Here is a 26,218-nt window from a genome sequence, read left to right as displayed (position 1 = left end):
TTGAATGAGGCTTGAGTTATTGAGCCCAGCGCAGTTGCGTAGGCAAGGGTGAAACAGGTTCCGGTTCCGGCGGCTGGCCGGGCAGCGCGAGGACGCGATTGAGGACTTCGGTCTCCAGCGCCGCCAGCCGATGCGAACCCCGAACCCGAGGGCGCGGCAGTTCCACGTGCAGGTCGAGGCCGACTTCGCCCTCTTCGATCAGGATCACCCGATCGGCAATCGCCACCGCTTCACTGACGTCGTGGGTCACCAGCAACACGGTGAAACCGTGCTTCTGCCAGAGCCGTTCGATCAGTTGCTGCATTTCGATCCGGGTCAGGGCATCCAGCGCGCCCAGCGGTTCGTCCAGCAACAGCAGGCGCGGTTGATGAATCAGCGCGCGGGCCAGGGCCACACGTTGCTTCTGCCCGCCGGACAAGGCCGCCGGCCATTCATTGGCGCGGTCCGCCAGACCGACCGACTCCAACGCTTCCAGCGCTTGTGGCCGCCAGTTGCCCGAGAGCCCGAGGCCGACGTTGTCGATGACCTTTTTCCACGGCAGCAGACGGGCTTCCTGGAACATCAGCCGGGTGTCTTCCCGCGCGTCACTCAGCGGAGCAGAACCGGCGAGCAACTCGCCGCCAGTCGGCTTATCGAGGCCGGCGAGCAATCGCAGCAAGGTACTTTTGCCGCAACCACTGCGCCCCACCACGGCGACGAATTGGCCGGCCGGAATGTGCAGATCGATCTCGCGCAGCACCTGCCGCGAACCGAAGGTTTTTTGCAGCTTGCGCACCACCAGCGGAATCCCGCGCAGCAGGCGTGGAGGTTGTTGAGCGGTCATGCGACACCTCCTTTGGCAACTTGATAAGCCGGATGCCAGCGCAGCCACACACGTTCAAGTCCACGGGCCGCGAGGTCGGCCAGTTTGCCCAGCACCGCGTACATCAGGATCGCGAGCACTACCACGTCGGTCTGCAAAAACTCCCGGGCGTTCATTGCCAGGTAGCCAATGCCGGAGCTCGCGGAGATGGTTTCAGCAACGATCAAGGTCAGCCACATGAAGCCCAGCGCAAAACGCACGCCGACCAGAATCGAAGGCAATGCACCCGGTAGAATCACCTGACGGAACAGACTGAAACCGGACAAGCCGTAGCTGCGCGCCATCTCCACCAGTGCCGGGTCGACGTTGCGGATACCGTGATAGGTGTTGAGGTAGATCGGGAACAAGGTGCCCAACGCCACCAGGAAAATCTTCGCCGACTCATCGATGCCGAACCACAGGATCACCAGCGGAATCAGCGCCAGGTGCGGCACGTTGCGGATCATCTGCACCGAACTGTCGAGCAGGCGCTCGCCCCATTTCGACAGGCCGGTAATGAAGCCCAGCGCCAGGCCGATGCCGCCACCGATGGTGAAGCCCAGCGCCGCACGCCAGCCGCTGATGGCCAGGTGCGTCCAGATTTCACCGCTGCGCACCAGGCTCACGCCGGCTTCGATCACGGCAATCGGCGCCGGCAGAATCCGTGTCGACAACCAGCCCGCCGACACCGACAACTGCCACACCGCCAACAGCAAAATCGGCAACGCCCAGGGCGCCAGGTTGTGGATGATTCTCTTCATGGCGCGCCTCAGCTCTGGGACGCTGCTTTGGGAAGAATGTCGTTGGCGACCATCTCGCCAAACGGGCTGACGTAACCGGCGCTTTTCGGCAATTCCGGACGCTCGATGTCCAGATGCGGGAACAGCAACTCGGCGACGCGGTACGACTCTTCCAGGTGTGGATAACCGGAGAAGATGAAGGTGTCGATGCCCAGGTCCGCGTATTCCTTCACGCGGGCGGCCACGGTCGGACCGTCGCCGACCAGTGCAGTACCGGCACCGCCACGCACCAGGCCGACGCCAGCCCACAGGTTAGGGCTGACTTCCAGGTTGTCGCGACTGCCGCCATGCAGCGCCGCCATACGTTGCTGGCCCACGGAATCGAAGCGCGCCAGGGAAGCCTGGGCACGGGCAATGGTGTCGTCGTCCAGGTGCGAGATCAGTCGATCCGCCGCTTGCCAGGCTTCGGCATTGGTTTCACGGACGATCACGTGCAAGCGAATACCGAAGCGCACCGTGCGGCCAAGCTTCGCGGCTTTGGCGCGAACCTGTTCGATCTTCTCGGCCACGGCGGCCGGCGGTTCGCCCCAGGTCAGGACCATTTCCACTTGCTCGGCGGCCAGGTCTTGCGCGGCTTCCGACGAGCCGCCGAAGTACAGCGGCGGACGCGGTTGCTGGATCGGCGGATAGAGCAATTTGGCGCCCTTCACGCTGATGTGCTGACCGTCGTAATCGACCGTTTCGCCTTCCAGCACGCGACGCCAGATGCGGGTGAATTCCACCGAGGCCTGATAGCGCTCTTCGTGGGTCAGGAACAAACCATCGCCGGCCAATTCTTCCGGATCACCGCCGGTCACCAGGTTGAACAGCGCACGACCGCCGGACAGGCGATCCAGTGTCGCGGCCTGACGCGCAGCCACCGTCGGGGAAATGATCCCGGGGCGCAGGGCGACAAGGAATTTCAGACGCTGGGTCACCGGGATCAGCGACGCAGCCACCAGCCACGAGTCTTCGCACGAACGTCCAGTGGGAATCAGCACCCCGCCGAAGCCCAGGCGATCCGCCGCTTGCGCGACTTGTTGCAGATAACCGTGGTCAACGGCGCGAGCGCCTTCGGCGGTGCCAAGGTAATGGCCGTCGCCGTGGGTAGGCAGGAACCAGAAGATATTGAGGCTCATGGAGTGGTCTCCTTGGGGAATCGAATTACTGCGCTTTGGCAACGGCTGCCGGCGGCGTCCAGATCACGTCTTTGATGCTGAGCGGCTTCGGAATCAGCTTGAGCTGGTAGAAGCTGTCGGCGATTTTCTGTTGCGCAGCGACCACTTCCGGGGTCAGGAACAACGCGCCGTAGCCCTGGCGTTTCACCGAGGTCAGGGTGATGTCTTCCGGCAAGCCGAGCAGTGGCGAGACCTGCTTGGTCACGTCTTCAGGATTGGCCTTGGACCATTCGCCGACGGCGCGCACTTCTTCCACGAGGGTCTTGATCACCTCAGGATTTTTCTGTGCGTAAGGCTTGGTCGCCAGGTAGAACTGATGGTTGTCGACGATGCCCTTGCCATCGCGCAGGGTGTGCGCTTGCAGCTGCTGCTCGGCGGCGGCCTGGTACGGGTCCCAGATGACCCAGGCATCGACACTGCCACGCTCGAACGCGGCGCGGGCATCGGCCGGAGGCAGGAAGACGGTCTGGATGTCGGTGTATTTGAGGCCGGCGTCTTCAAGCGCGCGGACCAGCAGGTAGTGAACGTTGGAGCCTTTGTTGAGCACGACTTTCTTGCCCTTGAGGTCCTTCACCGATTTGATCGGCGAGTCCTTCGGCACCAGGATCGCTTCGCTGTGCGGCGCAGGCGGTTCGTAGGCGACGTAGAGCAGATCGGCGCCCGCCGCTTGAGCAAATACCGGAGGCGTTTCGCCGGTGACACCGAAGTCGATGGAGCCTACGTTCAGGCCTTCAAGCAGCTGCGGGCCGCCGGGGAATTCAGTCCATTGCACATCGACGCCTTGGGCGGCGAGGCGTTTTTCCAGGGTGCCTTTGGCTTTGAGCAGCACCAGGGTGCCGTACTTTTGATAGCCGATCCGCAGGGTTTCAGCTTGTGCTTGAGTAATGGCGCCGAAGGTTACAGCCGCAGCAAACAGAGCGACCAGACCACGACGCAAAATGACAGTGCGCATAGCGCTCTCCTTTTTGCAGTTGGGTTTTGGCTGCACCTGCTTAACCGTTGACGGCTGAGTAAGGTGAGTACATCAAGTCAGGGTGAGGCTTAAATGCTCCAGCGAGCACTCAACAAACGATCATTCAGCAGGTTCGGATCGATCGGCTTGGGCCGTCGCGCCATGGCGCTGAAGAACAGCTCCAGCGATTCATTCAGTCGTTGTTCCAGCTCCGGCGCCAGCTGCGCCTGGACGCTGCCTTCGCCGTAAGCGATCTGGCTGTCCACAGCGAAAATCCCGTGGAGCATTTCCTGGGCTTTCAATGCCGACAGCACTGGCTTGAGTGCGTAGTCCACCGCCAGCATGTGAGCGATGCTGCCGCCGGTGGCCATGGGCAAAACCACTTTGTGCGCCAGGGCGCGTTCGGGCAGCAGGTCCAGCACGGTTTTCAGAGCGCCGGAAAACGACGCTTTGTACACCGGGGTGGCGATCAGCAGGCCATCGGCGTTTTCAATCTGTTGCAACAGGTCGATCACCTTGGGGCTGTCGAACCGTGCGTGCAGCAAGTCTTCGGCCGGGAAGTCCCGTACCTGATAACTCACCACTTCCACACCTTGCTCTTGCAACCAGCGTTGAGAGCGCTCCAGCAGCACCCCGGAACGGGAGCGTTGGCTGGGACTGCCACCGAGTGAGACGACCAGCATTCAGACGATTCCTTGAACGGTGCAGGCGATTCGCAGTGGGCGATCTCGCTTCGATGGAGAGACCTTAACAGGTGATTTATATATCTTTAAATCATATTTATTCATTTGGTTATGCATTTAAGAGATATGCAAAAACCTTTCTTCCGGGCAAAAAAACAGGCCGTGAAAACGGCCTGAAATTCCCCTGCTTTATGGATGCTGCTGAATCTGAATTCTGTGGCGCCTGATACTCCGTCATCGCGAGCAGGTCGAATCGTCGCACCGTCGCTCCCACATTGGATCGCGCTTTACCTGTGGGAGCGAGCCTGCTCGCGATGACGATTTCAGCAGCGCCCAAAATGCTGCGGGTTACTTGTTCGGCTGCGGCGTCAGGCGCAGGTACGGTTTCACCGCGCGATAACCCTTTGGAAAGCGCTTCTTGATTTCCTCTGGATCCTGAAGCGACGGCACGATCACCACTTCTTCACCGTCCTGCCAGTTGGCCGGGGTGGCCACCTTGTAGTTGTCGGTGAGTTGCAGCGAGTCGATCACCCGCAGGATTTCATGGAAGTTGCGGCCGGTGCTCGCCGGATAGGTGATGGTCAGGCGAACCTTTTTGTTCGGGTCGATCACGAACAGCGAACGCACGGTCAGGGTGTCGTTGGCGTTCGGGTGAATCAGGTCGTACAGGTCCGATACCTTGCGATCAGCGTCGGCCAGGATCGGGAAGTTGACGATCGTGTTCTGGGTTTCGTTGATGTCCTCGATCCACTTGTGGTGCGAGTCAACCGGGTCTACCGACAACGCGATGGCCTTGACCCCGCGCTGGGTGAATTCATCCTTGAGCTTGGCGGTGAAGCCCAGCTCGGTGGTGCACACCGGGGTGAAATCCGCCGGGTGGGAAAACAGCACGCCCCAGCTATCGCCCAGCCATTCATGGAAACGGATGGTGCCGGCGCTGGAATCCTGTTCGAAGTCGGGTGCGATGTCGCCGAGTCTGATGCTCATGGTGGGCTCCTGATGAGTAGGTGTAGAACTCAACTGTAGCTCGTGTTGGGGAGTTTAGAAAAAGAATAAATAAAGACATTCTTAGGCCTAAATAGAATATTAAAGATCTGTTCACTGGACCTGCAAAGTCATCGCGACGACTATCGCGTCCAAGGTTCGAGAAGGCCTTGAGTCGCTGCAAAAGAGGGAACGTTTCGGGACGGGATTACGGGGGTGACCCCGCCCCGAAAACGCAAAAGCCCCGCCCGGCGTAATGCCGGGCGGGGCTTTTTTTCAGCGGTTACGCGAGCGCTATTACAACAGCGGGATCGAGTAGCTGACGATCAGGCGGTTTTCGTCCTGCGAACGAGTGCTCGGCAGGTCGGTACGCCACATAGCGTTTTTCCACATCAAACCAAGGTTTTTCAGCGGGCCTTCTTGTACAACGTACGCCAGGGTGAAGTCGCGTTCCCACTCGGAACGACCCGAAGCGTTCTCGCGGCCATTGCTGCCCACGGTGTCGATATCGTCACCTTTGAGGTACACAGCGCCAGCGGTCAGGCCTGGTACACCCACTTTAGCGAAGTCATACGAGTAGCGTGCTTGCCAGGTTTTTTCGCCGGCACGGGCGAATTTCTGGATTTGCATGTCAGTGATGATGTAAGCCGACGAGCCGTCACCCTGGTTCAGCCAAGGGAAGTCGCTGCTGCCGTTGCTGACCTGGTAACCGCCACCGAAGGTGTGACCGGCAACGGTGTACAGGAACAGACCGCTGTACAGGTTGTTGTCGACTTTACCGCGACCACTTGGACTGGCGGTGTAGTTGCCGGTGCTGTAGTAGGTAGAGTCGTGACCGTTGGCACCGTCGTCGCTGCTATTGAAGTAGCGCAGGTCGGATTTCAGAACGCCCGGGCCGATTGCCCAGTTGTGAACCAGACCCAGGAAGTGCTGCTTGTAGAAATCTTCCAGGTTGCCGTAGTAGTACTGGGCAGTCAGGTCTTTGGTGATTTTGTAGTCACCGCCACCGTAATAGAATTTGTTGCTGTCGCGGCCAGCCGCAGTGCGACCGTTGGCACCAGCGATCGACAACTCTTCGTTGTTGCTGGAGTTACGACCTTTGGCGTGCTCGATCTGACCACCGACCAGTGTAAGGTCCTTGATATCGCCCGAAGTGATCTGGCCACCCTGGAAGGTTTGTGGCAACAGACGACCGTCGTTGGTCACGATCACTGGCAGTTTTGGCTGCAAGGTACCCAGCTTCAATTCTGTCTGGGAGATCTTGGCTTTGGCAGTCAGGCCCAGGCTGGAGAAGTTATCAACCGCTTCGCCGTTGGACTTGCTTGGGAAAACAGTGCCGCCGTAAGAACCATAGTTGGCCCCGGATGCAGCGGTCGCACCGTTAGTGCCGCCACCGGAATCCAGACGCACGCCCAGCAGGCCGATAGCATCGATACCGAAGCCGACGGTGCCTTGGGTGTAACCGGAGGTGAAACGCAGATCGAAGCCTTGGCCCCATTCTTCGTTTTTGTTCGCACCAGCGCCGTCACGGTTATCGGTGTTGATGTAGAAGTTACGCAGCCCCAAAGTAGCTTTGCTGTCTTCGATGAAACCGGCGGCGCCTGCCTGCTGCGCCAAAACCCCTACGGCCACAGCCAGGGCCAAGGTGGACTTGTTCATTGTTTCGCTCCTCTCGTTTCTAATTTTTTCGGTCCTGAGTCGAATGCCCTGGATCCTGAAATGTGCGGATACCGCCAACCGCAATCCGCGCGCCACTCAACTGATGTGTCTAAGTCAAGGGTCTAAGCGCGGCGAATGGGCCGGCATGGTAAACGTAAATACATTTATTTCATTCTTTTTCATGCCGTGCGGGAATAAAAAGCGGCATTTTAATCGCTACGGGACACTCGATATCGGCCCCGGCGGGATGCACTTTAGGGCTTTATTTTAAAAGCCAAAAAGAATAATAAATTCCTAAGTAATACCTAATTGGCATATGTGAAAAAAACACAAAAAAGCCCCGCCAAACGGCGAGGCTCTTTTGCGAAATCTCTTACAAGAAGCTGTAGGTGTAGTTGAAGATCAGACGGGTCTGGTCTTGGTCAGCGTTGGTGTTGCCACGATAAGCACCGTGACGCACCGTCGTGCCAAACCCTTTAAGTGGACCGGTTTGAATCACATAGTCTACGCGCAAGTCGGTTTCCCGCTCGTTCAGGTCTTCACCCGCGCCGCTGACGGTCTTGATATCCCGGCCATACAAGTAAGCAGCCGAAGCTTTCAAGCCTGGTACACCCAAAGACGCGAAGTCATAGGTGTACTGACCGTACGTGGTGTTTTCACCGGCACGGATAAAGCTGCCCACAGTGGCATCGGTGAACGAGTAGAAGCTGGCGCCGCCACCACCTTCGTTGCGACCGTTGCCATCGACAACGTTGCCCTGGTTCAAGAAGACGAAGCCGCCGTCATCGTTGACACGCTGATGCCCGAGCAGGAACGCGTTGCCGCCCAGGGTGTAGGTGAACGTGGCACTCCAGGTCTTGTTATCGACCTCGCCCTTGTTCTTGGCGAAACCACCGTTGTTGTTGAATTGGTAGCCAGCCTGACCGTTCTTGCCGTCGGAGCTGCTGTCGAAATAACGAAGGTCGGTCTTGAACGACTGGTTGGGTGCGATCGGGTAGACGTGCACCAGGCCGAGGAAGTCCTGCTTGTAGAAGTCTTCCAGGTTCGCGTGGTAGTACTGCAGCATCAGGTCTTTGGTGACTTTCCAGTCCGCACCGGCATAACGGAACTGATTGCTGTCCTGAGTAGCGCCAGCCACAGACAGGCCGGTGCTGTTGCTGGATGCGCGACCAGTCGCGTGCTCCAGCTGACCTACGTTGAAGGTCACGTTGTCGATTTCCTTCGAGGTGATGGTGCCACCTTCAAAGGTTTGCGGCAGTACGCGACTGTCGTTCGCGATCAGGATCGGCATGTTTGGCTGCAGGGCACCACCGTAGTGGGCCTCTGTCTTCGAGAAGCGTGCCTTGACGTTGCCCGCCACGCGGCTCCACGAACTCTCTGCCGAACCGTCGGTATCGCTAGGGCTGAAGGAGTTATTGTCCGGGTGATGGCCCTTGCCGCCGTCCAGATGGATACCGACCAATGCCTGGGCATCGATACCGAAACCTACGACACCTTGGGTGAAGCCCGACTGGTAATCAAATTTGAGGCCTTCAGCGGCTTCGCGCTGACGGTTAGCTGGGGTCTTGGCGCCTTCACGGACATCGGCGTCGAAATAATAGGTACGCGAACTGACGGAAGCCTTGCTGTCTTCGATGAAACCGGCGGCGCCTGCCTGCTGCGCCATAACCCCTAGGGCCACGGCCAGCGCCAAGGTGGACTTGTTCATTGTTAAACTCCTCTCGTCTCTAATTCTTGTATTCCTGGCCCGGAATCAATGTCCCAAGTCCTAAGATGCGCGATTAGCGCCAGAGCGTGACCCACAAGTCAATCGTAACCATGTGTGTCTACGACCATGGTCTAATCCCCGTTTTTTGGTCCGTGCAGGGTCATGATTTCGTCATAAACCTGAAAAGAATGAATGGATTCTTTTCTAATACCGTTTAGGAATTTTGCTCACCGTTTGCTGCCCCGCGGACTAGAGCGGCCAGCTCATAAGCTAATTCCTAAATGGTATTTATTAGGCGTTTTTTAGATCGATTAGGTTTGGAAGCAATTCCGCAACAATTCCTATCGATAAGGCCTACGCCATGACGACCAAGCGCGCACTATCCAACCCAATTGTTACAGTTTGTGTATCGGTATTATTTTCTTTTTCCGCCCATGCCGCGAACCTCACCGTCGGCTATCAAACCGGAATAGACCCCAGCAAAGTCCCCCAGGCGGATGGACTCTACGAGAAAACCATCGGCCAAAAAATTGACTGGCGTCGTTTCAACAGTGGACCGGAAGTAGTAACCGCCATCGCCTCGGGCGACGTACAGATTGGCAACCTCGGTTCAAGCCCACTGGCCGCGGCCGCCTCGCGCAATTTGCCGATCGTCGCGTTTATCGTTTCTGCCCAGATCAACGCCGCCGAAGCGTTGGTGGTACGCAACGGCAGCGGCATCGATAAACCGGAAGATCTGATCGGCAAGACCATCGCCACACCGTTCGTTTCAACCTCTCACTACAGCTTGCTCGGCGCCTTGAAGCACTGGGGCCTCGACGCCTCGAAAGTCAAAGTGGTGAACCTACAACCAGCGGAAATCGCTGCCGCCTGGAAGCGTGGGGACATCGACGGTGCGTTCGTCTGGTCGCCCGCCCTGGGGGAAATTCGCAAGACTGGCAAGACGTTGACTGACGCCGCACAGGTGGGTCAGTGGGGTGCGCCGACTTTTGAAGTGTGGGTAGCGCGCAAGGATTACGCCGAGAAACATCCAGACGTCGTCGCCAAGTTCGCCAAGGTGACGCTGGACTCGTTCGCCGACTATGCGGCACATAAAGACAGCTGGACTGCGGATTCGGTGCCGGTACAGAAAATCGCCAAACTGACCGGTGCCAATGCCGCCGATGTACCGGAACTGCTGGCCGGTTCTGCATTCCCGGACGCCAAGGCGCAACAAACCACCGCGCTGCTGGAGGGCGGCACGGCGAAGGCGATTGGTGAGACGGCGAAGTTCTTGAAGGAACAAGGCAAGGTTGAGACGGTGCTGCCGGACTATTCGCCGTATGTCAGTGCGAAATTCGTCACCGAGTAACACACCGTTCCCCGTAGGAGCGAGGCTTGCCCGCGAAGAGGCCATACCTGCCGACACATATGTTGAATTTGAGGCCGCCTTCGCGGGCAAGCCTCGCTCCCACAGGGTCCGGGTTACAAGGTTTTTTCGAAGATCTTCGAATTACGCTGATAGTTGTACAGCGACGCCCGCGCCGACGGCAGGCGCTCGACGCTGCTCGGCACAAACCCGCGCTCGCGGAACCAGTGAGCCGTACGGGTAGTCAGGACAAACAGCGTCTTCAATCCCTGAGCACGGGCACGGGTTTCAATGCGCTCCAGCAGCTCATCCCCGCGACCGCCATGACGGTATTCCGGGTTCACCGCCAGACACGCCAACTCCCCGGCATCCGAATCGGCAATCTGATACAGCGCCGCGCAAGCGATGATCATGCCTTCGCGCTCGACCACGCTGAACTGCTCGATCTCACGCTCCAGCACTTCGCGGGAACGCCGCACCAGAATCCCCTGCTCTTCCAGCGGGCTGATCAAGTCCAGCAAACCACCAACGTCTTCAATCGCGGCCTCGCGCACGACCTCGAATTGCTCCTGTGCCACCAGCGTACCGCCGCCGTCACGGGTGAACAGTTCGGTCAGCAGCGCGCCGTCTTCGGCGTAACTGACAATATGGCTGCGCGCCACGCCGCCACGGCAGGCTTCAGCCGCCGCATCCAGCAGTTCCGCCTGATAGTTGCTGCCCAGACGCTGCAAATGCGCCGGCACTTGTTGCGGGCGCAGTTCGCGCACCAGACGACCGTTTTCATCGATCAAGCCCAGGTCCGCGCCGAACAGCAACAGTTTATCGGCACCCAGGTCGATGGCCGCGCGGGTGGCGACGTCTTCGCAAGCGAGGTTGAAAATCTCACCGGTCGGCGAGTAGCCCAGCGGCGACAGCAGCACGATGGAGCGCTCGTCCAGCAGGCGATTGATGCCCTTGCGATCAACCCGGCGCACTTCGCCGGTGTGGTGATAGTCGACGCCTTCGAGCACGCCGATCGGCCGTGCGGTCACCAGGTTGCCGCTGGCCACTCGCAGGCGCGAGCCCTGCATCGGCGACGAAGCCATGTCCATGGACAGGCGCGCTTCGATGGCGATACGCAACTGGCCGACCGCATCGATCACACACTCAAGGGTCGCGGCATCGGTGATGCGCATGCCGTGGTGGTAATGCGGGGTCAGGCCGCGTGCCGCGAGACGGGTTTCAATTTGTGGACGGGAACCGTGAACCAGCACCAGTCGCACGCCAAGGCTGTGCAGCAGCACCAGGTCGTGGACGATGTTGCCGAAGTTCGGATGCTCCACGCCGTCGCCGGGCAGCATGACGACGAAGGTGCAATCGCGGTGGGCATTGATGTAAGGCGAAGCGTGACGAAGCCAATTAACGTATTCGGGCATGAACCTGGGCCTGTAATAAATAGCAGCCAAAAAATGGGCGAAACAGAAAACGCACAGCGGGCTGATGGTTATCGTCGGAACAGGCTTGGCGACACGCGCGCTCTCCTCATGAATACGGGTTTAAACATCGGTTATTTACCTGTAGGAGCCAGCTTGCTGGCGATCCATACGGCGCGGTCCATCAGGTGAACCGCGTCATCGTTCATCGCCAGCAAGCTGGCTCCTACAGGTTATGTGGCCTTCAGGCAGTAATGTTCAATCAACTGTCGTAATAGATGCACGGTAGGCTGCAAACGTGACATTTCGAGGTATTCCCCCGGTTGGTGCGCACACGCGATGTCACCCGGGCCCAGCACTAGTGTTTCGCAGCCAAGGCGTTGAAGATAAGGCGCTTCCGTCCCGAACGCCACTGCTTCGGCGCGATGACCGGTGAGCTGCTCCGCGATGCGGACCAATTCAGCGTCTTCGGCCTGCTCGAAGGGCGGCACTTCAGGGAACAGCGGCGCGTAATCGATCTTCACCTGATGGCGCTCGGCAACCGGCTGGAGTTTCTGCAGAATCTCCGCGCGCAGCACCTTGGGGTCCATGCCCGGCAACGGACGCAGGTCGAACTCCAGCGAACACTGACCGCAAATCCGGTTGGGGTTATCCCCGCCATGGATGCAGCCGAAGTTCATGGTCGGTGTTGGCACGCCGAACTGCGGATTGCGGAATTCACGTTGCCACAGCAGGCGCAGGCCGCGCAATTCGCCAATCGCATCATGCATGGCTTCGAGGGCGCTATGGCCCAGGCGCGGATCGGAGGAATGGCCGCTCTGACCGAGAATGTCGATGCGCTCCATCATGATGCCTTTGTGCATGCGGATCGGTTTGAGCCCGGTCGGCTCGCCGATCACTGCCGCTCGGCCCAACGGGCGTCCTGCTTCGGCCAAGGCACGCGCGCCGGACATCGAGCTTTCTTCGTCGCAAGTGGCGAGGATCAGCAACGGTTGTTTGAACGGCTGGTCGAGCAACGGCAGGACGGCTTCGATGGCGAGGGCAAAAAAGCCTTTCATGTCGCAACTGCCCAGCCCGACCCAGCGGCCATCGACTTCGGTCAGCTTCAGCGGATCGGTCTGCCACAACGCGCCATCGAACGGCACCGTGTCACTGTGCCCGGCGAGCACCAGACCGCCGGGGCCGGAACCAAAACTGGCCAGCAGGTTGAATTTGCCAGGGCTGACCTGCTGGATATCGCAGGCAAAACCCAGATCACCGAGCCACGTCGCCAGCAAATCGATCACCGGACGGTTGGTCTGATCGAGGCTGGCCTGAGTGCAACTGACCGATGGTGCGGCAATCAGCGCAGCGAACTGATCTTTCATCGACGGCAACGGCATCGCTGACTCCAACTCCCGAATTGAAGTCCATCATAGAACCATCCGGTGACAGGAATAAACCGTCGCGGCGCGTAGGCCTGAGCAGTGCTGTACACTGCACGACCTTGGCAGCCACACATTCCCCCGGCTGCGCTCCCGATCCTGGATTTTCCGGCCATGCAGAAAGAAACTGAAATCAAACTCCGCGTCAGCCGCGAAACCCTCGCCGCACTGCGCGAGCACCCGCTCCTGAAAAAACGCAACAAAAGTGGCTGGGAACGCCGTGAACTGATGAACCAGTACTTCGACACGCCTGAGCGCGACCTGGCCCGCGCCAAGGTTGCCCTGCGCCTGCGCAAGGACGGCGAAGAAGTCATTCAGACCCTCAAGACCCGTGGCCAGAGCGTCGCCGGTTTGTCCGAGCGTAACGAATACGACTGGAACCTGCCCAAAGCCAAGCTCGACGTGAAAAAACTCGACGGCGAATGCTGGCCTGAAGAGCTGGCCGAGCTGGACAAGAAAACCCTGAAGCCGATCTTCACCACCGATTTCGTCCGCGAACGCGCTGAAATCGCCTGGGGCCGTGGCAAGACCAAAGTGGTCATCGAAGCCGCGCTGGACCTGGGCCACGTGGTGGTCGGCAAGCAGAAAGAAGAAATCTGCGAGCTGGAACTGGAACTGCGCGAAGGTGAACCGGCTGCATTGCTGGAGTTGGCCGCCGAACTGGCCGCGACCCTCGCCCTGATGCCGTGTGACATCAGCAAGGCCGAACGCGGTTATCGCTTGTACGACGCCAACAGCTATTCGTTGAGCCTGCCGGCCCCGCAGATCAGCGCCGAAATGCCGCTGGACGACGCGTTCGCCGCGTTGAGCTGGCACTTGCTGAGCAGCAGCCAGCGTCTGGCCGAGCAATATCGCTTCAATGGCCACTGGCGTCTGTTGCAGGACTGGGTCGAAAATCTTGCTGAATTGCGCGCCCTGCTGAGCAGCCTTGGCCAGGCCGCGCCGCGTCAATCGACGCACGACCTGCGTCTCGCCCTGGATGCCTTGCTTGAAGACTGGCGTCCGCTGGTTCAAGCCGGTCTGGACGACGAAGACGTGCGCAAAGCCGCGCCGGAGCAGTTCCTCGAAGAACTCGAAGACCCACGCTGGGGCCTGTTCTCGCTGAACACCTCGCGCTGGCTGCTGGCCCGCACCTGGGCGGCCGATCGTAATGTTCGCGGCAATCGCCAGGGAGCTGCGCAACTGGGTAGCTGGTTGCCGCGCTTGCTCGGTGAAGAAGCGACGTCCCTGCAATTGCAGCGTTACCAGCAGCAGCCGGAAGATCTGGCCGAGCAACTGCCGCGCATCGAGCGCATCCAATCCTGGTTGCACCATGCGCGCAACGTGCTGGAGGTCCCGGAAATGGATCGACTGTACGGCGAGCTGAAACAGTTGGCGTTGCTGGCTAACGAGCCGATCACCGATGAATTGCTGGATGCGCGTAAGCAGCAGGCGATTGCCGTTTATCAGAATCGTGCCTGGAAAATGCTGCTGCGTATGTAAAACCGCCTTCGCGGGCAAGCCTCGCTCCTACAGGTACTGTGCAGATCCTGTAGGAGCGAGGCTTGCCCGCGAAGAGGCCCGTGCATTCACCGCTAAATCTCAGACCGGCAAACTCGTCGTCGACTTGATCTCCGACAACGCCACAATCGAGTTCACCTCCTGAATCCCCGGCACCATCGACAGCTTCTCAAAGAAAAACCGCTCATACGCCTCGATGTCCGCCGTGACAATACGCAACAAGAAATCCACCGATCCCATCAGCACATAACACTCCAGCACTTCGGGAAAACCGCGAATCGCCTCGGTGAACTCAGTGAAGTTCGAACGCCCGTGCGCGTTGAGTTTTACCTCGGCAAAGATCTGCGTGTTGAGCCCGATTTTCTTGCGGTCCAGCAGCGTCACTTGACCACGAATGATCCCCTCCTCCTTCATCCGCTGAATCCGCCGCCAGCACGGCGACTGCGAGAGCCCCACCTGCTCGGCGATCTGCGCGCTGGAGAGCGAAGCGTCCTCTTGCAGCAACGCGAGAATCTTGCGGTCATAGCCATCCAGTTCGCATTGCATAGAAAAACCTATAATCGATGTCTTGTTGAATCGTATGATTCGATAAATCGTTAATTAGCCCCATCATAGATAAGAAATGCCCGGCATCGAATGTAAAAATTCCTCCAGTGATTTTGGAGACCGACCATGCCGTATCTTGAAGCCGTGAACACCTCGCCTACCCGCGCCGATGTCTGGAACGCCAGCAACGCTCAGTGTCGCGTGCACTACCAACTGCTGGCCGAAGCCGAACCGGACTTGCTGTGTCGCGCGCTCAACCTGTTCGCGTTGCAGTTCCTGACGCCGCAACAGGTCAACGTGCAGCGCACGGACGATCTGCTGGCGATCGACATCGTCATGGATGGACTGAGCTGGCACCGCGCTCAAGTGATCGCGGAAAAACTGCGTAACCTGATCAGCGTCTGCTCGGTGGACCTGCAAACGTCTGATTCTGCGTGGGCTGAAGCCGCTCAGGCGACGGGCTGAAAAAACCCGATACGGATTCGTCGGGTAGTGGCCCAACGGTCGGTGGGTCCACGACTATCCTTTGCGAACTGTTGTTCACGAGGAGCCCGCATGTCCGTTCAACTTGCCTTTCAGGACCGCTGGCTGGATCTCAATGATTTGCTGCGCGAGTTGGTCGCCCAGGGCTTTATCAGCCAGGATTCGGCCGAGCACGCACTGAATGCCCGCCGCCGTCACGCCGCCAATGGCCAGATGCACCCGCTGGAGTTCATCGCCAGCCAACAGCTGGATGACCTCAGCCGTCCCGGCAAACACCTCGATCTGGAAAGCCTGACCCTGTGGCTGTCGCAGCAGGCCGGTCAGCCTTATCTGCGCATCGATCCGCTGAAAATCAACGTCGCGGCCGTTACGCCGCTGATGTCCTATGCCTTCGCCCAGCGCCACAAGATTCTCGCGGTGTCCATCGATCGCGACGCCGTGACCGTGGCCAGCGCCCAGCCATACGTCAAGGGTTGGGAAGCCGACCTGACCCATGTGTTGAAGCTGCCGATCAAACGGGTGGTGGCCAACCCGGTGGATATCCAGCGCTTCAGCGTGGAGTTCTTTCGCCTGGCCAAATCGGTCAGCGGCGCAACCAACAACGATCATCAAACCAGCACCCTGGGCAATTTCGAACAACTGCTCAACCTCGGTGCCAGCGATCAGGAGCCGGACGCCAACGATGCGCACATCGTCAATATCGTCGACTGGCTGTTCCAGTACGCTTTCCAGCAACGCGCCAGCGATATCCACATCGAGCCCCGACGCGAGCAAGGCACGGTGCGTTTTCGCATCGACGGCGTGTTGCACAACGTCTATCAATTCCCGCCGCAGGTGACCATGGCGATTGTCAGTCGCCTGAAGAGCCTGGGGCGGATGAACGTCGCGGAAAAACGCAAACCCCAGGACGGCCGGGTCAAAACCAAGACCCCGGATGGCGGCGAAGTCGAACTGCGGCTGTCGACGTTGCCGACGGCGTTCGGCGAAAAAATGGTCATGCGGATTTTCGACCCGGAAGTGCTGCTCAAGGATTTCGATCAGCTTGGGTTTTCCGCCGAAGACCTGCGCCGCTGGCAGGACATGACGAGCCAGCCCAACGGCATCATCCTCGTGACCGGCCCGACCGGTTCGGGCAAGACCACCACGCTTTACACCACGCTGAAAAAACTGGCGACGCCGGAGGTCAACCTCTGCACCATCGAAGACCCGATCGAGATGGTCGAGCCGGCCTTCAACCAGATGCAGGTCCAGCACAACATCGACCTGACCTTCGCTGCCGGCGTGCGCGCACTGATGCGGCAAGACCCGGACATCATCATGATCGGCGAGATCCGGGACCTGGAGACGGCCGAAATGGCGATTCAAGCCGCGCTCACCGGCCACCTGGTGCTATCGACGCTGCACACCAATGACGCGCCCAGCGCCATCAGCCGCCTGCTGGAACTGGGCGTGCCGCATTACCTGATCAAGGCCACGGTGCTCGGCGTCATGGCGCAGCGGCTGGTCCGTACGTTGTGCCCGCACTGCAAGGCCCCGCTGACCCTGAGTGAAGAAGACTGGCAAACCCTGACCAAACCCTGGCAAGCGCCGTTGCCCGGCAATGCGCAACGCGCCATCGGTTGCCTGGAATGCCGCGACACCGGCTATCGCGGCCGCGCCGGGGTGTACGAAATCATGCAACTGACGGATGGCCTCAAAGCGCTGATCAACCCCGACACCGACTTGCTGGCGATACGGCGCCAGGCGTTCAAGGAAGGCATGCGCAGCTTGCGACTGTCGGGCGCACAGAAGGTGGCGGCGGGTTTGACGACGATCGAGGAGGTGCTGCGGGTGACGCCGCAGAGTGAACAAAAGTAGCTGCGACCGTGATGGAACTCGGCAGGGTCATTGGCAATCCAACCCCGCGTAGTTAACCCAGTGGAGTCACCCATCATGCGTTTCAAACTTGCTGTTGCTACCCTCGCCGTGTTGTCCCTTCCAGTCGGTTCGGCGATGGCTGATGACAGCTTTTGGCGTAACGTCCTTACTTCCGGTGCCACCACCGGTTCGTCCTACCTGACCTCCAGGGATCAAAAGCTGATCGTCGCCGCCCAGGACGACGCCGGCAGCTTTGTCGCCAGTGACGGCGCTATTCGCGGCCCCTATCTGGAAGCCGCAATGCAGAAAGTCCGCGCCGACAACCCGGGCCTGCAGGCCACGGATATGGAACTGGCGAATGCGATCCTGGCGAAGAATGCCGTCGCGTCGAAGTAAGATTTACGGCTGAACAAAAATGCCGCTCACATGAGCGGCATTTTTTATGGGCAACACAAAACCCCTGTAGGAGCGAGGCTTGCCCGCGAAAGCGTCATGTCAGTCAACATAAATGTTGGATGTTAAGACGCTTTCGCGGGCAAGCCTCGCTCCTACAGGGCCGTGTGTGTTTCAGCGGTAGTCGTCCACCGGTACACACGCGCAAAACAGGTTCCGGTCGCCGTAGACGTTATCGACACGATTCACCACCGGCCAATATTTATGCGCCTTGGTGTGCGCGTCCGGCGTGACGCCCTGTTCGATGGTGTAGGGCCGCTCCCAAACCCCGGTGATGTCGGCCAAGGTGTGCGGCGCCCGTTTCAGCGGATTGTCTTCCGCCGGCCAATTGCCGTTTTGCACTTCGGTGATTTCCGCGCGGATACTCAGCATCGCCCCGATAAAGCGGTCCAGTTCCGCCTTCGATTCACTTTCGGTCGGCTCGACCATCAAGGTGCCCGGTACCGGAAAGGACATGGTCGGCGCATGAAAGCCGTAGTCCATCAGGCGCTTGGCGACGTCCTCTTCGCTGATGCCGGTCAGCACTTTGAGCGGCCGCAGATCAAGGATGCATTCGTGGGCCACACGCTCGTTACGCCCGGTGTAGAGCACCGGGAACGCCCCCGACAAATGCTGCGCGAGGTAATTCGCGGCGAGGATCGCCACTTCGCTGGCGTCCGCCAATTGCGGCCCCATCATCGCGATGTACATCCAGCTGATCGGCAAAATGCTCGCGCTGCCCCAGGGCGCTGCGCTGACTGCGCCGTTCTCCGGCAGCGGGCCGTCAATCGCCACTACCGGGTGGTTGGCCACGAACGGCGCCAGGTGCGCCCGCACGCCAATCGGCCCCATGCCGGGCCCGCCACCGCCGTGGGGAATGCAGAAGGTCTTGTGCAAATTCATATGGGAAACGTCGGCACCAATGTCCGCCGGCCGCGCCAACCCGACTTGCGCATTGAGGTTGGCGCCATCCATGTACACCTGACCGCCGTGACTGTGGATAACTTCACAGATCTCGCTGATGCCTTCCTCGTACACGCCGTGGGTCGAAGGGTACGTCGCCATCAGGCAGGCGAGTTTGTCGCCCGCCTCAGCAGCCTTGCCTTTCAGATCTTCCAGATCGACGTTGCCCGCCTCGTCACATTCGACGATCACCACGCGCATTCCGGCCATCTGCGCTGAAGCGGGGTTGGTGCCGTGGGCCGAGGACGGGATCAGACAGATATCCCGCCCGCCTTGATGCCGACTCTCGTGGTATTTGCGAATCGCCAGCAACCCGGCGTACTCGCCCTGGGCACCCGAGTTGGGCTGCATGCAGATCGCATCGAAACCGGTGATCGCGCAGAGCCAGCGCTCCAGCTCTTCGATCATCAGCGTATAACCGGCCGCCTGCTCTTTCGGCACAAAGGGGTGCAAGTTGGCGAATTGCGGCCAAGTGATGGGGATCATTTCGCTGGTGGCGTTGAGCTTCATGGTGCAAGAGCCGAGCGGAATCATCGATTGGTTGAGCGCCAGGTCCTTGTTCTCCAGTTGCTTGAGGTAACGCAGCATTTCGGTTTCGCTGTGATGGGCGCTGAACACTGGATGACGCAAGTAAGGCGAAGTGCGCAGCAGCCCGTCAGGAATGCCGGAAGGCAGGGTTTCAGCGTCCAGTTCGTCGACGTTGAGCCCATGATCGGCACCCAGAAAGACATCGAACAACTTCGCCACGGTGCTTTCGTCAGAGGTTTCGTCGAGGCTGAGGCCCAATTGCCCGCGCCCCAGAATCCGCAGGTTGATCTGCGCGGCCTGCGCGCTTTCGATGATTGCGGTTTGAGTGCCACCGACCTCCAGCGTCAACGTGTCGAAGAAGTGTTTGTTCAGGCGGCTAATGCCGCGACGCTCCAGACCCGCGGCGAGGATGCAGGTCAGCCGGTGAACACGCTGGGCAATCTGCTTCAGCCCCTCCGGACCGTGGTAGACCGCGTAGAAACTGGCGATATTGGCCAGCAGTACTTGGGCGGTGCAGATGTTCGAGTTGGCCTTCTCCCGGCGGATGTGTTGCTCACGGGTTTGCAGGGCCATGCGCAACGCAATGTTGCCGCGCGCGTCTTTCGAGACGCCGATGATTCGCCCCGGAATCGCTCGTTTGTATTCATCGCGACTGGCAAAAAACGCCGCGTGGGGGCCGCCGTAACCCATGGGCACGCCAAACCGCTGGGACGAACCGAACACCACGTCGGCGCCCAATTCTCCCGGCGGCGTCAGCAACAGCAGGCTCAGCAGATCGGTGGCGACGCAGGCCAGGGCTTGCTGGGCGTGCAGGTGATCAATCCACGGACGCAGATCACGAATCTCGCCGTGGGTGTCGGGATACTGCAGCAGCGCGCCGAATACCTGGTGCTGTTTCAGGTTATCCACAGCGTCGATGATCAGCTCGAAACCGAAACCTGCGGCCCGGGTCTGCACCACGGAGATGGTCTGCGGATGACAGTTTTCATCGACGAAGAACAGATTGCTCCTGGACTTGGCGACACGCTTGGCCAGAGCCATGGCTTCCGCCGCCGCCGTGGCCTCGTCCAACAGCGAGGCATTGGCCAGTTCCAGACCCGTGAGGTCGATGGTCAATTGCTGGAAGTTCAGCAGCGCTTCGAGCCGACCTTGGGCAATCTCGGGTTGATAAGGCGTGTAGGCGGTGTACCAACCGGGGTTTTCCAGGACATTGCGCAAAATGACGGTCGGCGTCAGCGTGCCGTGGTAGCCCATGCCGATCAGGCTGGTCCAGACCTGGTTCTGCTCGGCGTAGCCACGCAGCTTGGCCAACGCGGCCTGTTCGTCGAGGGCGGGGGGCAGGTCTAGCGCCCGGTTAAGTCGGATTCCCGGCGGCACCGTCTGCTCGATCAGCTCGACGCGGCTACCAACGCCGAGGCTGTCGAGCATCGCCTGCTGCTCGGCGGCATCGGGCCCGAGGTGACGGCGAAGGAAGGCATTGGGGTCGCGTAACTGACTCAAGGACGGCAACTGGGACATGACGGGCTCTCTCTTGACTGGCGCTCAACGTCGATGCAACACGGTCAAACCAGCATAGCTCCCCTGCGCGCGGCATGGCGCCTTTGGACGCGGCCCGTCCCTGATGCATTCAAAACACGCCAAGTCTCTTCAGACTCTTTCATTCCAGCGATATATGCATCGCCGATAGTTATATATAGTTATTCTTACTCGCCAAAAATAAAACTCTTCATAAGTACCCGCGCAACGGCGCTTGCAAATAGGTGAAAAGCCGACACTTATTAAAACAGTCAAATTCTTAAAAAACCAATCGCGATAGATAGAATCAAACCATAGCCAATAGATCTATAGCACAATAATCCGCATGCTATGTTTGTTGAGGACTGGGCAACGGAACCAAAAAGCCACTACCCAGTTACAAACAACCCAAGCTACGCTTTATTCGAAATGGAGTTCAAAAATGAGCAGCCAACAAATAATTTTGTATATTGAAGAACAGCAACTGATTGCACAAAAAGAAAACAACTACAGTCTTTACCTGGCCAAAAAGGTAAATAATGATTTTACTGTTATCTGGCAATCAAAAGGTGCTGTGGCCACCGTTCGTAATCCTAGCTATCAATACCGCAACACATTCGATATCACGACACCATCCTTCAATGTCAACTTCACGAACGATCCGGTTCAACAAGGCGATGTCACCTTCACTTCCGGCGGAAAAAACCTGCCCATCAGTACCGGCCAGATTACAACACTGGATCAAAACGGTGTTTTTTCACCGGCCCAAAACGGCGGCGTGAAGTCAGATATTCTTATCAACAATAAACTCCAAGGCAATCCCCACCAGATACTGCTGGATTCCGATGGCAATAATATCTGGGTAAATCGCCAGAGCGGCATGAACATCGGCACCGCAACGCTGACACCCAAAGACCAATACCAACTGTGGTTCGGAAACCTTCAAGAAACTGGCTCACTGATTGCCCAAAACCTATCCAATGCCTATGTGGCAACCTTGCAGAATGGAGGCAGCATCACCCTCACCTATAACGACAGTGGCGACTGGGTGACTGGCGAGCCGGCCAACCGCCTCAGCGACAAGGAAGTCGCGGCGCTGCATGCCCGGGTGGGGATCAAAGTAGCGGCATAGTATGGAGGGTGGATCGAGCACCGTTTGCACAATGGACTGAAAGCCTTTCGTTTTACCGTTGACAGTCTTGAACGCGCAGACATGTTCAAAAAACCCTGTAAATCCTGGATCTACAGGGTTTTTTATTGACACTAGCAACGCGGTAGAAATACCGGACCGAATGGAAAACAGCCATGAGCGAACAGCAAATTATTGTTTATATCGAAGAGGCACAACTGATCGCCCAGAAAACCAACAATTACAGCCTCTACCTTGCAAAAATGGTAAATAACAGCTTTACCGCCATATGGTTAGCAAAGCCCGCCAAAGCCACAACAGGCCAGCCCAGCTATCAATACAAAAACACATTCGACATATCCAGCAACTCTTTTATGGTCAATTTTACAAACTCCCCAATACAACAAGGCGATATTACATTTACCTCGGGAGGCAAAAACCTTCCTATCAATACGGGACAAAAAACGACACTCGATGAATATGGCGTATTTAGCCCTGCCACAAATGGCGGTGTCTCTGGAGATATTTTAATCAACAACCAACTACTGGCCAATCCAAGCGAAATATTGCTGGACTCCAAAGGTAACAGTATTTGGGTGAACTGTTCAGGCGGCATGAGCATCGGTGCAACCACCATGACACCAAAAAACCAGTTCCAACTATGGTTCGGCACAGCCCAGGCGGCGGGGTCTTTAATCGCCGGAAATGTATCTAACTCTTACGTCGTCACGGTCAATGACGGAGAGACCAAAACAATCACTTACAACGACAGCGGTGTTTGGGTTCCGGGCGAACCGGCAACACGTCTGACAGACGACCAGATAACGGCGCTTCATGCCAGGGTAAACAAAGCGGTAGCAATGGCGGCATGATTGGTCAGCAAACCGTCACAGCAAGACTTCATCGCACGGCATTGAACGAAAAACGCCGCGTTCTCCAGGCAAGGAAAACGCGGCGCTCTTGTAGCGGATCCGCTTTTGGCGATGTTTACTCGCCGATGGCGGCCTTGTAGCCAGCCGCATCAAGCAGCTTGTCCAGATCGGCGGTGTTGCTTGGCTTGAGCTTGAAGATCCAGGCACCGTACGGGTCGGAGTTGAGCAGTTCCGGATTGGCGCTCAGCTCTTCGTTGATCGCAATCACTTCACCGGCAACCGGGGAGTAGATGTCGGACGCAGCTTTGACCGACTCAACCACGCCGGATTGATCACCAGCTGCAAAGACGTTTCCTACTTCAGTCAGCTCAACGAACACCACATCGCCCAAGGCTTCCTGAGCGTGATCGCTGATGCCCACAGTGACGGTGCCATCGGCTTCCAGACGGGCCCATTCGTGACTTTCGGCAAAACGCAGGTCGGCAGGGATATCGCTCATATTCTGTGTCCTCAAGAAAATTGTCAGCGGTCGTTGCCCGCCAGAAAAGGTTAAATCAAGGTTTTGCCATGGCGTACGAAGGTCGGTTTGACCACTCGGACCGGGTACCACTTGCCACGGATTTCCACTTCTGCGCGGTCGGCAGTCGCCATTGGCACGCGCGCCAGTGCAATCGACTTGCTAAGCGTAGGAGAGAAACTACCACTGGTGATCTCTCCTTCGCCAACATTGGCGATGCGGACCACCTGATGAGCGCGCAAAACCCCACGCTCCTCAAGGACCAGCCCCACCAGTTTGTGTTGTACGCCCCCTGCCCGTTCAGCTTCCAGAGCGCCCCGGCCGATGAACTGGCGAGAGGCCGGCTCCCAGGCAATGCTCCAGGCCATGTTCGAGGCCAGCGGCGAAACATCTTGATGAATGTCCTGACCGTACAGGTTCATGCCGGCTTCGACACGCAGCGTATCCCGTGCGCCAAGGCCAATCGGCGAGATGCCCGCACCCACCAGATCGTTGAAGAAACCCGGTGCCTGACTGGCCGGCAAAATGATTTCCAGACCGTCTTCGCCGGTGTAGCCGGTACGTGCGATGAACCAGTCACCGTCAGGCTGGCCTTCGAACGGCTTGAGCAACTGGATCAGGTTGCCGCGAGACTGGGTGACCAGTTCGGAGATTTTGTGTCGGGCATGGGGGCCTTGAATGGCCAGCATCGCCAGCTCGGAGCGCTCGTTGAGCTGCACATCGAAGCCGTCGAGGTGCGCCTGCATCCACGCCAGGTCCTGATCGCGGGTGGAGGCGTTGACCACCAGGCGATAACCGTCCTCGAGGCGATAGACGATCATGTCGTCGACGATGCCGCCACGTTCATTGAGCATGGTGCTGTACAAGGCACGGCCGGGGCTGTGCAGGCGTTCGACGTCGTTGGCCAGCAAATGCTGGAGCCAGGCCTTGGCCTGCCCGCCGCTGACATCGATCACGGTCATGTGGGATACATCGAAAACCCCGCAATCGCGGCGCACCTGATGGTGTTCCTCGACCTGCGAGCCGTAATGCAGAGGCATATCCCAACCGCCAAAATCGACCATCTTCGCGCCGAGGGCGAGATGAAGGTCATACAGAGGCGTACGCTGTCCCATGGGTTTCTCCTTCCGGGCGTGGCGAAGGTGCGGGCCGGTGCTGCACGGAGTGAACGCCTTGAAATAGAAGGCTTTCAGCCGATTTCAGCAACCGGGTCTGTAGGACGGACCGCACCGAATGCCGCGCATTGTAGCCTCAAGGTGTAGGACTGACACCTAGGTGTTTCGATGCGCTGAACGTCGAATCAATCCGATGACCGGTAACAGCCCGACCAAAACCAGGGTCAGCGCCGGCAATGACGCCCTCGCCCACTCGCCCTCGCTGGTCATTTCGAAGATGCGTACCGCCAGCGTATCCCAGCCAAACGGGCGCATCAGCAGGGTCGCGGGCATTTCCTTGAGCACATCGACGAACACCAGCAACGCAGCGCTCAATGTGCCGGGCAGCAATAACGGCAGATACACTTTGAAAAACAGTCGCGGACCACCGACCCCAAGGCTACGTGCCGCTTCGGGCAAAGATGGCCGTATACGCGCCAGGCTGTTTTCCAGTGGCCCGTAAGCCACCGCGATGAATCGCACCAGATAGGCCAGCAGCAAGGCCGACAGGCTGCCCAAAAGCAATGGCTTGCCGGCACCTCCCAACCATCCCGACAGCGGTATCACCAGCTCGCGATCCAGATAACTGAACGCCAACATGATCGACACCGCCAACACCGAACCCGGCAACGCATAGCCGAGATTGGCCAGGCTGACACCGGAGCGGATCGCCCGGGTCGGCGCCAGGCGCCGGGCAAATGCCAGCACCAGCGCAACGCTGACAGTAATCAGCGCCGCCATGCCGCCCAGATACAAGGTGTGGACGATCAGGCCGGTGTAACGCTCATCCAGGTCGAAACGCCCGCGCTGCCAGAACCACACCACCAATTGCAGCACCGGGATCACGAAGGCGCAGGCAAACACCAGACCGCACCAGCTCATCGCTGCCAGCGCTTTGAAGCCGCGCAGGTGATACAGCGCTTTGACCCGCGGTCGTTCATTGCTCGCGCGGTTGGCCCCGCGCGCGCGGCGCTCGCCGTACAGCACGACCATCACCACCAACAGCAACAGGCTGGCCAGTTGTGCGGCAGTCGAAAGACTGAAGAAGCCGTACCAGGTTTTGTAGATCGCCGTCGTGAATGTGTCGAAGTTGAACACCGACACCGCACCGAAATCCGCCAGGGTTTCCATCAGCGCCAACGCCACGCCCGCACCGATGGCCGGGCGTGCCATCGGCAACGCGACGCGCCAGAACGCCTGCCACGGCGATTGCCCCAGGACTCGCGCCGCTTCCATCAGGCCTTTGCCTTGAGCGAGAAACGCTGTGCGCGCCAGCAGGTAAACGTAGGGATAGAAGACCAGTACCAGAACGAGGATGACGCCGCCGGTCGAGCGGACTCGCGGCAGTCGCAGGCCCGTGCCGAACCATTCGCGCATCAACGTTTGAACGGGACCGGCAAAATCCAGCAGCCCGACGAAGACGAACGCCAACACGTAGGCGGGAATCGCGAACGGCAGCATCAACGCCCAATCCAGCCAGCGCCGACCGGGGAATTCGCAGAGGCTGGTAAGCCAGGCGAGGCTGACACCCAGCAGCGTTACGCCGGCACCGACGCCAAGCACCAGGGTCAGCGTGTTGCCCAGCAGCCGCGGCATCTGCGTGTCCCAGAGGTGGGACCAGATTTGATGATCGATGGTTTGCCAGGAGAGCAACAGAACGCTGAGGGGCAGCAAGACCAGCGCAGCGATGGCGAAGACCAGGGGATACCAGCGGCGTTGGGCGGGGTGGGCCAAGGACAAGCTCTCAAGCGGAT

General features: G+C 58.9%; 22 protein-coding genes. 7 read left to right on the top strand and 15 right to left on the bottom strand.

The genetic code is table 11. The features are described 5' to 3' along the window. Positions 1-16 precede the first annotated feature (16 nt). The 8 genes from ssuB to KGB25_RS00500 all read right to left on the bottom strand — a co-directional run bounded on the left by ssuB (position 17) and on the right by KGB25_RS00500 (position 8,784). Positions 17-823 (bottom strand): aliphatic sulfonates ABC transporter ATP-binding protein, encoded by an 807-nt coding sequence (ssuB, locus tag KGB25_RS00535; protein WP_008040746.1) that lies wholly within the window; start codon positions 821-823, stop codon positions 17-19. Beyond that, a complete protein-coding gene (gene ssuC, locus KGB25_RS00530) occupies positions 820-1,602 on the bottom strand; it encodes an aliphatic sulfonate ABC transporter permease SsuC (RefSeq protein WP_223434023.1) in 783 nt (260 codons plus the stop codon). Before ssuC ends, ssuB begins: the two co-directional genes overlap by 4 nt. 8 nt (positions 1,603-1,610) lie before the next feature. After that, complete coding sequence (gene ssuD / locus KGB25_RS00525) at positions 1,611-2,759, bottom strand: FMNH2-dependent alkanesulfonate monooxygenase (protein ID WP_008026018.1); 1,149 nt, start codon at positions 2,757-2,759, stop codon at positions 1,611-1,613. A 25-nt stretch (positions 2,760-2,784) separates the two neighbouring features. Further along, on the bottom strand, positions 2,785-3,750 hold the full coding sequence (locus tag KGB25_RS00520; RefSeq protein ID WP_223434022.1) for a sulfonate ABC transporter substrate-binding protein: 966 nt from the start codon (positions 3,748-3,750) through the stop codon (positions 2,785-2,787). A gap of 89 nt (positions 3,751-3,839) precedes the next feature. After that, positions 3,840-4,433, bottom strand: coding sequence for an NADPH-dependent FMN reductase (gene ssuE, locus KGB25_RS00515; protein WP_008040741.1), 594 nt, complete (start codon positions 4,431-4,433; stop codon positions 3,840-3,842). A gap of 348 nt (positions 4,434-4,781) precedes the next feature. Further along, a complete protein-coding gene (locus KGB25_RS00510) occupies positions 4,782-5,420 on the bottom strand; it encodes a peroxiredoxin (protein ID WP_223434021.1) in 639 nt (212 codons plus the stop codon). Positions 5,421-5,714: 294 nt separating this feature from the next. Beyond that, positions 5,715-7,076, bottom strand: a complete 1,362-nt coding sequence (locus KGB25_RS00505) for an OprD family porin (RefSeq protein WP_223434020.1) — start codon at positions 7,074-7,076, stop codon at positions 5,715-5,717. Between the two features lie 373 nt (positions 7,077-7,449). Then, complete coding sequence (locus tag KGB25_RS00500) at positions 7,450-8,784, bottom strand: OprD family outer membrane porin (protein ID WP_008040737.1); 1,335 nt, start codon at positions 8,782-8,784, stop codon at positions 7,450-7,452. 361 nt (positions 8,785-9,145) lie between these two features. On the opposite strand from KGB25_RS00500, the gene tauA reads away from it, so the two are divergent. Next, positions 9,146-10,135 carry a taurine ABC transporter substrate-binding protein gene (tauA, locus tag KGB25_RS00495; protein WP_008026005.1) on the top strand — a complete coding sequence of 330 codons (990 nt, stop codon included), beginning with the start codon at positions 9,146-9,148 and terminating at the stop codon, positions 10,133-10,135. A gap of 113 nt (positions 10,136-10,248) precedes the next feature. Here the strand turns inward: tauA and argA are convergent, their stop codons facing one another. Both argA and argE read right to left on the bottom strand, forming a co-directional pair. After that, complete coding sequence (argA, locus tag KGB25_RS00490; RefSeq protein WP_008026003.1) at positions 10,249-11,547, bottom strand: amino-acid N-acetyltransferase; 1,299 nt, start codon at positions 11,545-11,547, stop codon at positions 10,249-10,251. A gap of 230 nt (positions 11,548-11,777) precedes the next feature. Further along, complete coding sequence (gene argE / locus KGB25_RS00485) at positions 11,778-12,926, bottom strand: acetylornithine deacetylase (RefSeq protein WP_207284907.1); 1,149 nt, start codon at positions 12,924-12,926, stop codon at positions 11,778-11,780. A 156-nt stretch (positions 12,927-13,082) separates the two neighbouring features. Between argE and KGB25_RS00480 the strand changes: the two genes are divergently transcribed. After that, positions 13,083-14,450 carry an inorganic triphosphatase gene (locus KGB25_RS00480; RefSeq protein ID WP_008026000.1) on the top strand — a complete coding sequence of 456 codons (1,368 nt, stop codon included), beginning with the start codon at positions 13,083-13,085 and terminating at the stop codon, positions 14,448-14,450. A gap of 99 nt (positions 14,451-14,549) precedes the next feature. Here the strand turns inward: KGB25_RS00480 and KGB25_RS00475 are convergent, their stop codons facing one another. Further along, a complete protein-coding gene (locus tag KGB25_RS00475) occupies positions 14,550-15,014 on the bottom strand; it encodes an Lrp/AsnC family transcriptional regulator (RefSeq protein WP_223434019.1) in 465 nt (154 codons plus the stop codon). 126 nt (positions 15,015-15,140) lie between these two features. Here KGB25_RS00475 and KGB25_RS00470 point away from each other — a divergent pair, with 126 nt between their 5' ends. The 3 genes from KGB25_RS00470 (at position 15,141) to KGB25_RS00460 (ending at position 17,750) form a co-directional block, all read left to right on the top strand. After that, on the top strand, positions 15,141-15,479 hold the full coding sequence (locus KGB25_RS00470; RefSeq protein ID WP_008040720.1) for a hypothetical protein: 339 nt from the start codon (positions 15,141-15,143) through the stop codon (positions 15,477-15,479). Positions 15,480-15,569: 90 nt separating this feature from the next. Continuing rightward, positions 15,570-17,354 carry a GspE/PulE family protein gene (locus KGB25_RS00465; RefSeq protein WP_008040718.1) on the top strand — a complete coding sequence of 595 codons (1,785 nt, stop codon included), beginning with the start codon at positions 15,570-15,572 and terminating at the stop codon, positions 17,352-17,354. A gap of 75 nt (positions 17,355-17,429) precedes the next feature. Next, a complete protein-coding gene (locus KGB25_RS00460) occupies positions 17,430-17,750 on the top strand; it encodes a DUF2388 domain-containing protein (RefSeq protein ID WP_008024239.1) in 321 nt (106 codons plus the stop codon). Positions 17,751-17,921: 171 nt separating this feature from the next. Here the strand turns inward: KGB25_RS00460 and gcvP are convergent, their stop codons facing one another. Then, positions 17,922-20,795, bottom strand: a complete 2,874-nt coding sequence (gcvP, locus tag KGB25_RS00455; RefSeq protein WP_207284908.1) for an aminomethyl-transferring glycine dehydrogenase — start codon at positions 20,793-20,795, stop codon at positions 17,922-17,924. 439 nt (positions 20,796-21,234) lie between these two features. Between gcvP and KGB25_RS00450 the strand changes: the two genes are divergently transcribed. Further along, positions 21,235-21,924 (top strand): hypothetical protein, encoded by a 690-nt coding sequence (locus KGB25_RS00450; RefSeq protein ID WP_008040706.1) that lies wholly within the window; start codon positions 21,235-21,237, stop codon positions 21,922-21,924. A 173-nt stretch (positions 21,925-22,097) separates the two neighbouring features. After that, positions 22,098-22,793 (top strand): hypothetical protein, encoded by a 696-nt coding sequence (locus KGB25_RS00445; RefSeq protein ID WP_008040705.1) that lies wholly within the window; start codon positions 22,098-22,100, stop codon positions 22,791-22,793. A 115-nt stretch (positions 22,794-22,908) separates the two neighbouring features. On the opposite strand, the gene gcvH is transcribed toward KGB25_RS00445, so the two are convergent. The 3 genes from gcvH to KGB25_RS00430 all read right to left on the bottom strand — a co-directional run bounded on the left by gcvH (position 22,909) and on the right by KGB25_RS00430 (position 26,198). After that, complete coding sequence (gcvH, locus tag KGB25_RS00440) at positions 22,909-23,292, bottom strand: glycine cleavage system protein GcvH (protein ID WP_008040704.1); 384 nt, start codon at positions 23,290-23,292, stop codon at positions 22,909-22,911. Positions 23,293-23,342: 50 nt separating this feature from the next. Further along, positions 23,343-24,425, bottom strand: coding sequence for a glycine cleavage system aminomethyltransferase GcvT (gene gcvT / locus KGB25_RS00435; protein ID WP_008040703.1), 1,083 nt, complete (start codon positions 24,423-24,425; stop codon positions 23,343-23,345). A 156-nt stretch (positions 24,426-24,581) separates the two neighbouring features. Then, positions 24,582-26,198 (bottom strand): ABC transporter permease, encoded by a 1,617-nt coding sequence (locus KGB25_RS00430; RefSeq protein WP_008024249.1) that lies wholly within the window; start codon positions 26,196-26,198, stop codon positions 24,582-24,584. Positions 26,199-26,218: the final 20 nt, after the last annotated feature.

This window comes from Pseudomonas sp. BF-RE-21 (assembly GCF_019947305.1).
Lineage (GTDB): Bacteria > Pseudomonadota > Gammaproteobacteria > Pseudomonadales > Pseudomonadaceae > Aquipseudomonas > Aquipseudomonas migulae.
Note: the sequence above shows the minus strand (reverse complement) of the source record. Positions and strands in the feature narration are given on the sequence as shown.

Excerpts from the sequence above, each read along its gene's own strand:
- ssuB (WP_008040746.1), bottom strand. The coding sequence starts at position 823 with ATGACCGCTCAACAACCTCCACGCCTGCTGCGCGGGATTCCGCTGGTG.
- ssuC (WP_223434023.1), bottom strand. The coding sequence starts at position 1,602 with ATGAAGAGAATCATCCACAACCTGGCGCCCTGGGCGTTGCCGATTTTG.
- ssuD (WP_008026018.1), bottom strand. The coding sequence starts at position 2,759 with ATGAGCCTCAATATCTTCTGGTTCCTGCCTACCCACGGCGACGGCCAT.
- KGB25_RS00520 (WP_223434022.1), bottom strand. The coding sequence starts at position 3,750 with ATGCGCACTGTCATTTTGCGTCGTGGTCTGGTCGCTCTGTTTGCTGCG.
- ssuE (WP_008040741.1), bottom strand. The coding sequence starts at position 4,433 with ATGCTGGTCGTCTCACTCGGTGGCAGTCCCAGCCAACGCTCCCGTTCC.
- KGB25_RS00510 (WP_223434021.1), bottom strand. The coding sequence starts at position 5,420 with ATGAGCATCAGACTCGGCGACATCGCACCCGACTTCGAACAGGATTCC.
- KGB25_RS00505 (WP_223434020.1), bottom strand. The coding sequence starts at position 7,076 with ATGAACAAGTCCACCTTGGCCCTGGCTGTGGCCGTAGGGGTTTTGGCG.
- KGB25_RS00500 (WP_008040737.1), bottom strand. The coding sequence starts at position 8,784 with ATGAACAAGTCCACCTTGGCGCTGGCCGTGGCCCTAGGGGTTATGGCG.
- tauA (WP_008026005.1), top strand. The coding sequence starts at position 9,146 with ATGACGACCAAGCGCGCACTATCCAACCCAATTGTTACAGTTTGTGTA.
- argA (WP_008026003.1), bottom strand. The coding sequence starts at position 11,547 with ATGCCCGAATACGTTAATTGGCTTCGTCACGCTTCGCCTTACATCAAT.
- argE (WP_207284907.1), bottom strand. The coding sequence starts at position 12,926 with ATGCCGTTGCCGTCGATGAAAGATCAGTTCGCTGCGCTGATTGCCGCA.
- KGB25_RS00480 (WP_008026000.1), top strand. The coding sequence starts at position 13,083 with ATGCAGAAAGAAACTGAAATCAAACTCCGCGTCAGCCGCGAAACCCTC.
- KGB25_RS00475 (WP_223434019.1), bottom strand. The coding sequence starts at position 15,014 with ATGCAATGCGAACTGGATGGCTATGACCGCAAGATTCTCGCGTTGCTG.
- KGB25_RS00470 (WP_008040720.1), top strand. The coding sequence starts at position 15,141 with ATGCCGTATCTTGAAGCCGTGAACACCTCGCCTACCCGCGCCGATGTC.
- KGB25_RS00465 (WP_008040718.1), top strand. The coding sequence starts at position 15,570 with ATGTCCGTTCAACTTGCCTTTCAGGACCGCTGGCTGGATCTCAATGAT.
- KGB25_RS00460 (WP_008024239.1), top strand. The coding sequence starts at position 17,430 with ATGCGTTTCAAACTTGCTGTTGCTACCCTCGCCGTGTTGTCCCTTCCA.
- gcvP (WP_207284908.1), bottom strand. The coding sequence starts at position 20,795 with ATGTCCCAGTTGCCGTCCTTGAGTCAGTTACGCGACCCCAATGCCTTC.
- KGB25_RS00450 (WP_008040706.1), top strand. The coding sequence starts at position 21,235 with ATGAGCAGCCAACAAATAATTTTGTATATTGAAGAACAGCAACTGATT.
- KGB25_RS00445 (WP_008040705.1), top strand. The coding sequence starts at position 22,098 with ATGAGCGAACAGCAAATTATTGTTTATATCGAAGAGGCACAACTGATC.
- gcvH (WP_008040704.1), bottom strand. The coding sequence starts at position 23,292 with ATGAGCGATATCCCTGCCGACCTGCGTTTTGCCGAAAGTCACGAATGG.
- gcvT (WP_008040703.1), bottom strand. The coding sequence starts at position 24,425 with ATGGGACAGCGTACGCCTCTGTATGACCTTCATCTCGCCCTCGGCGCG.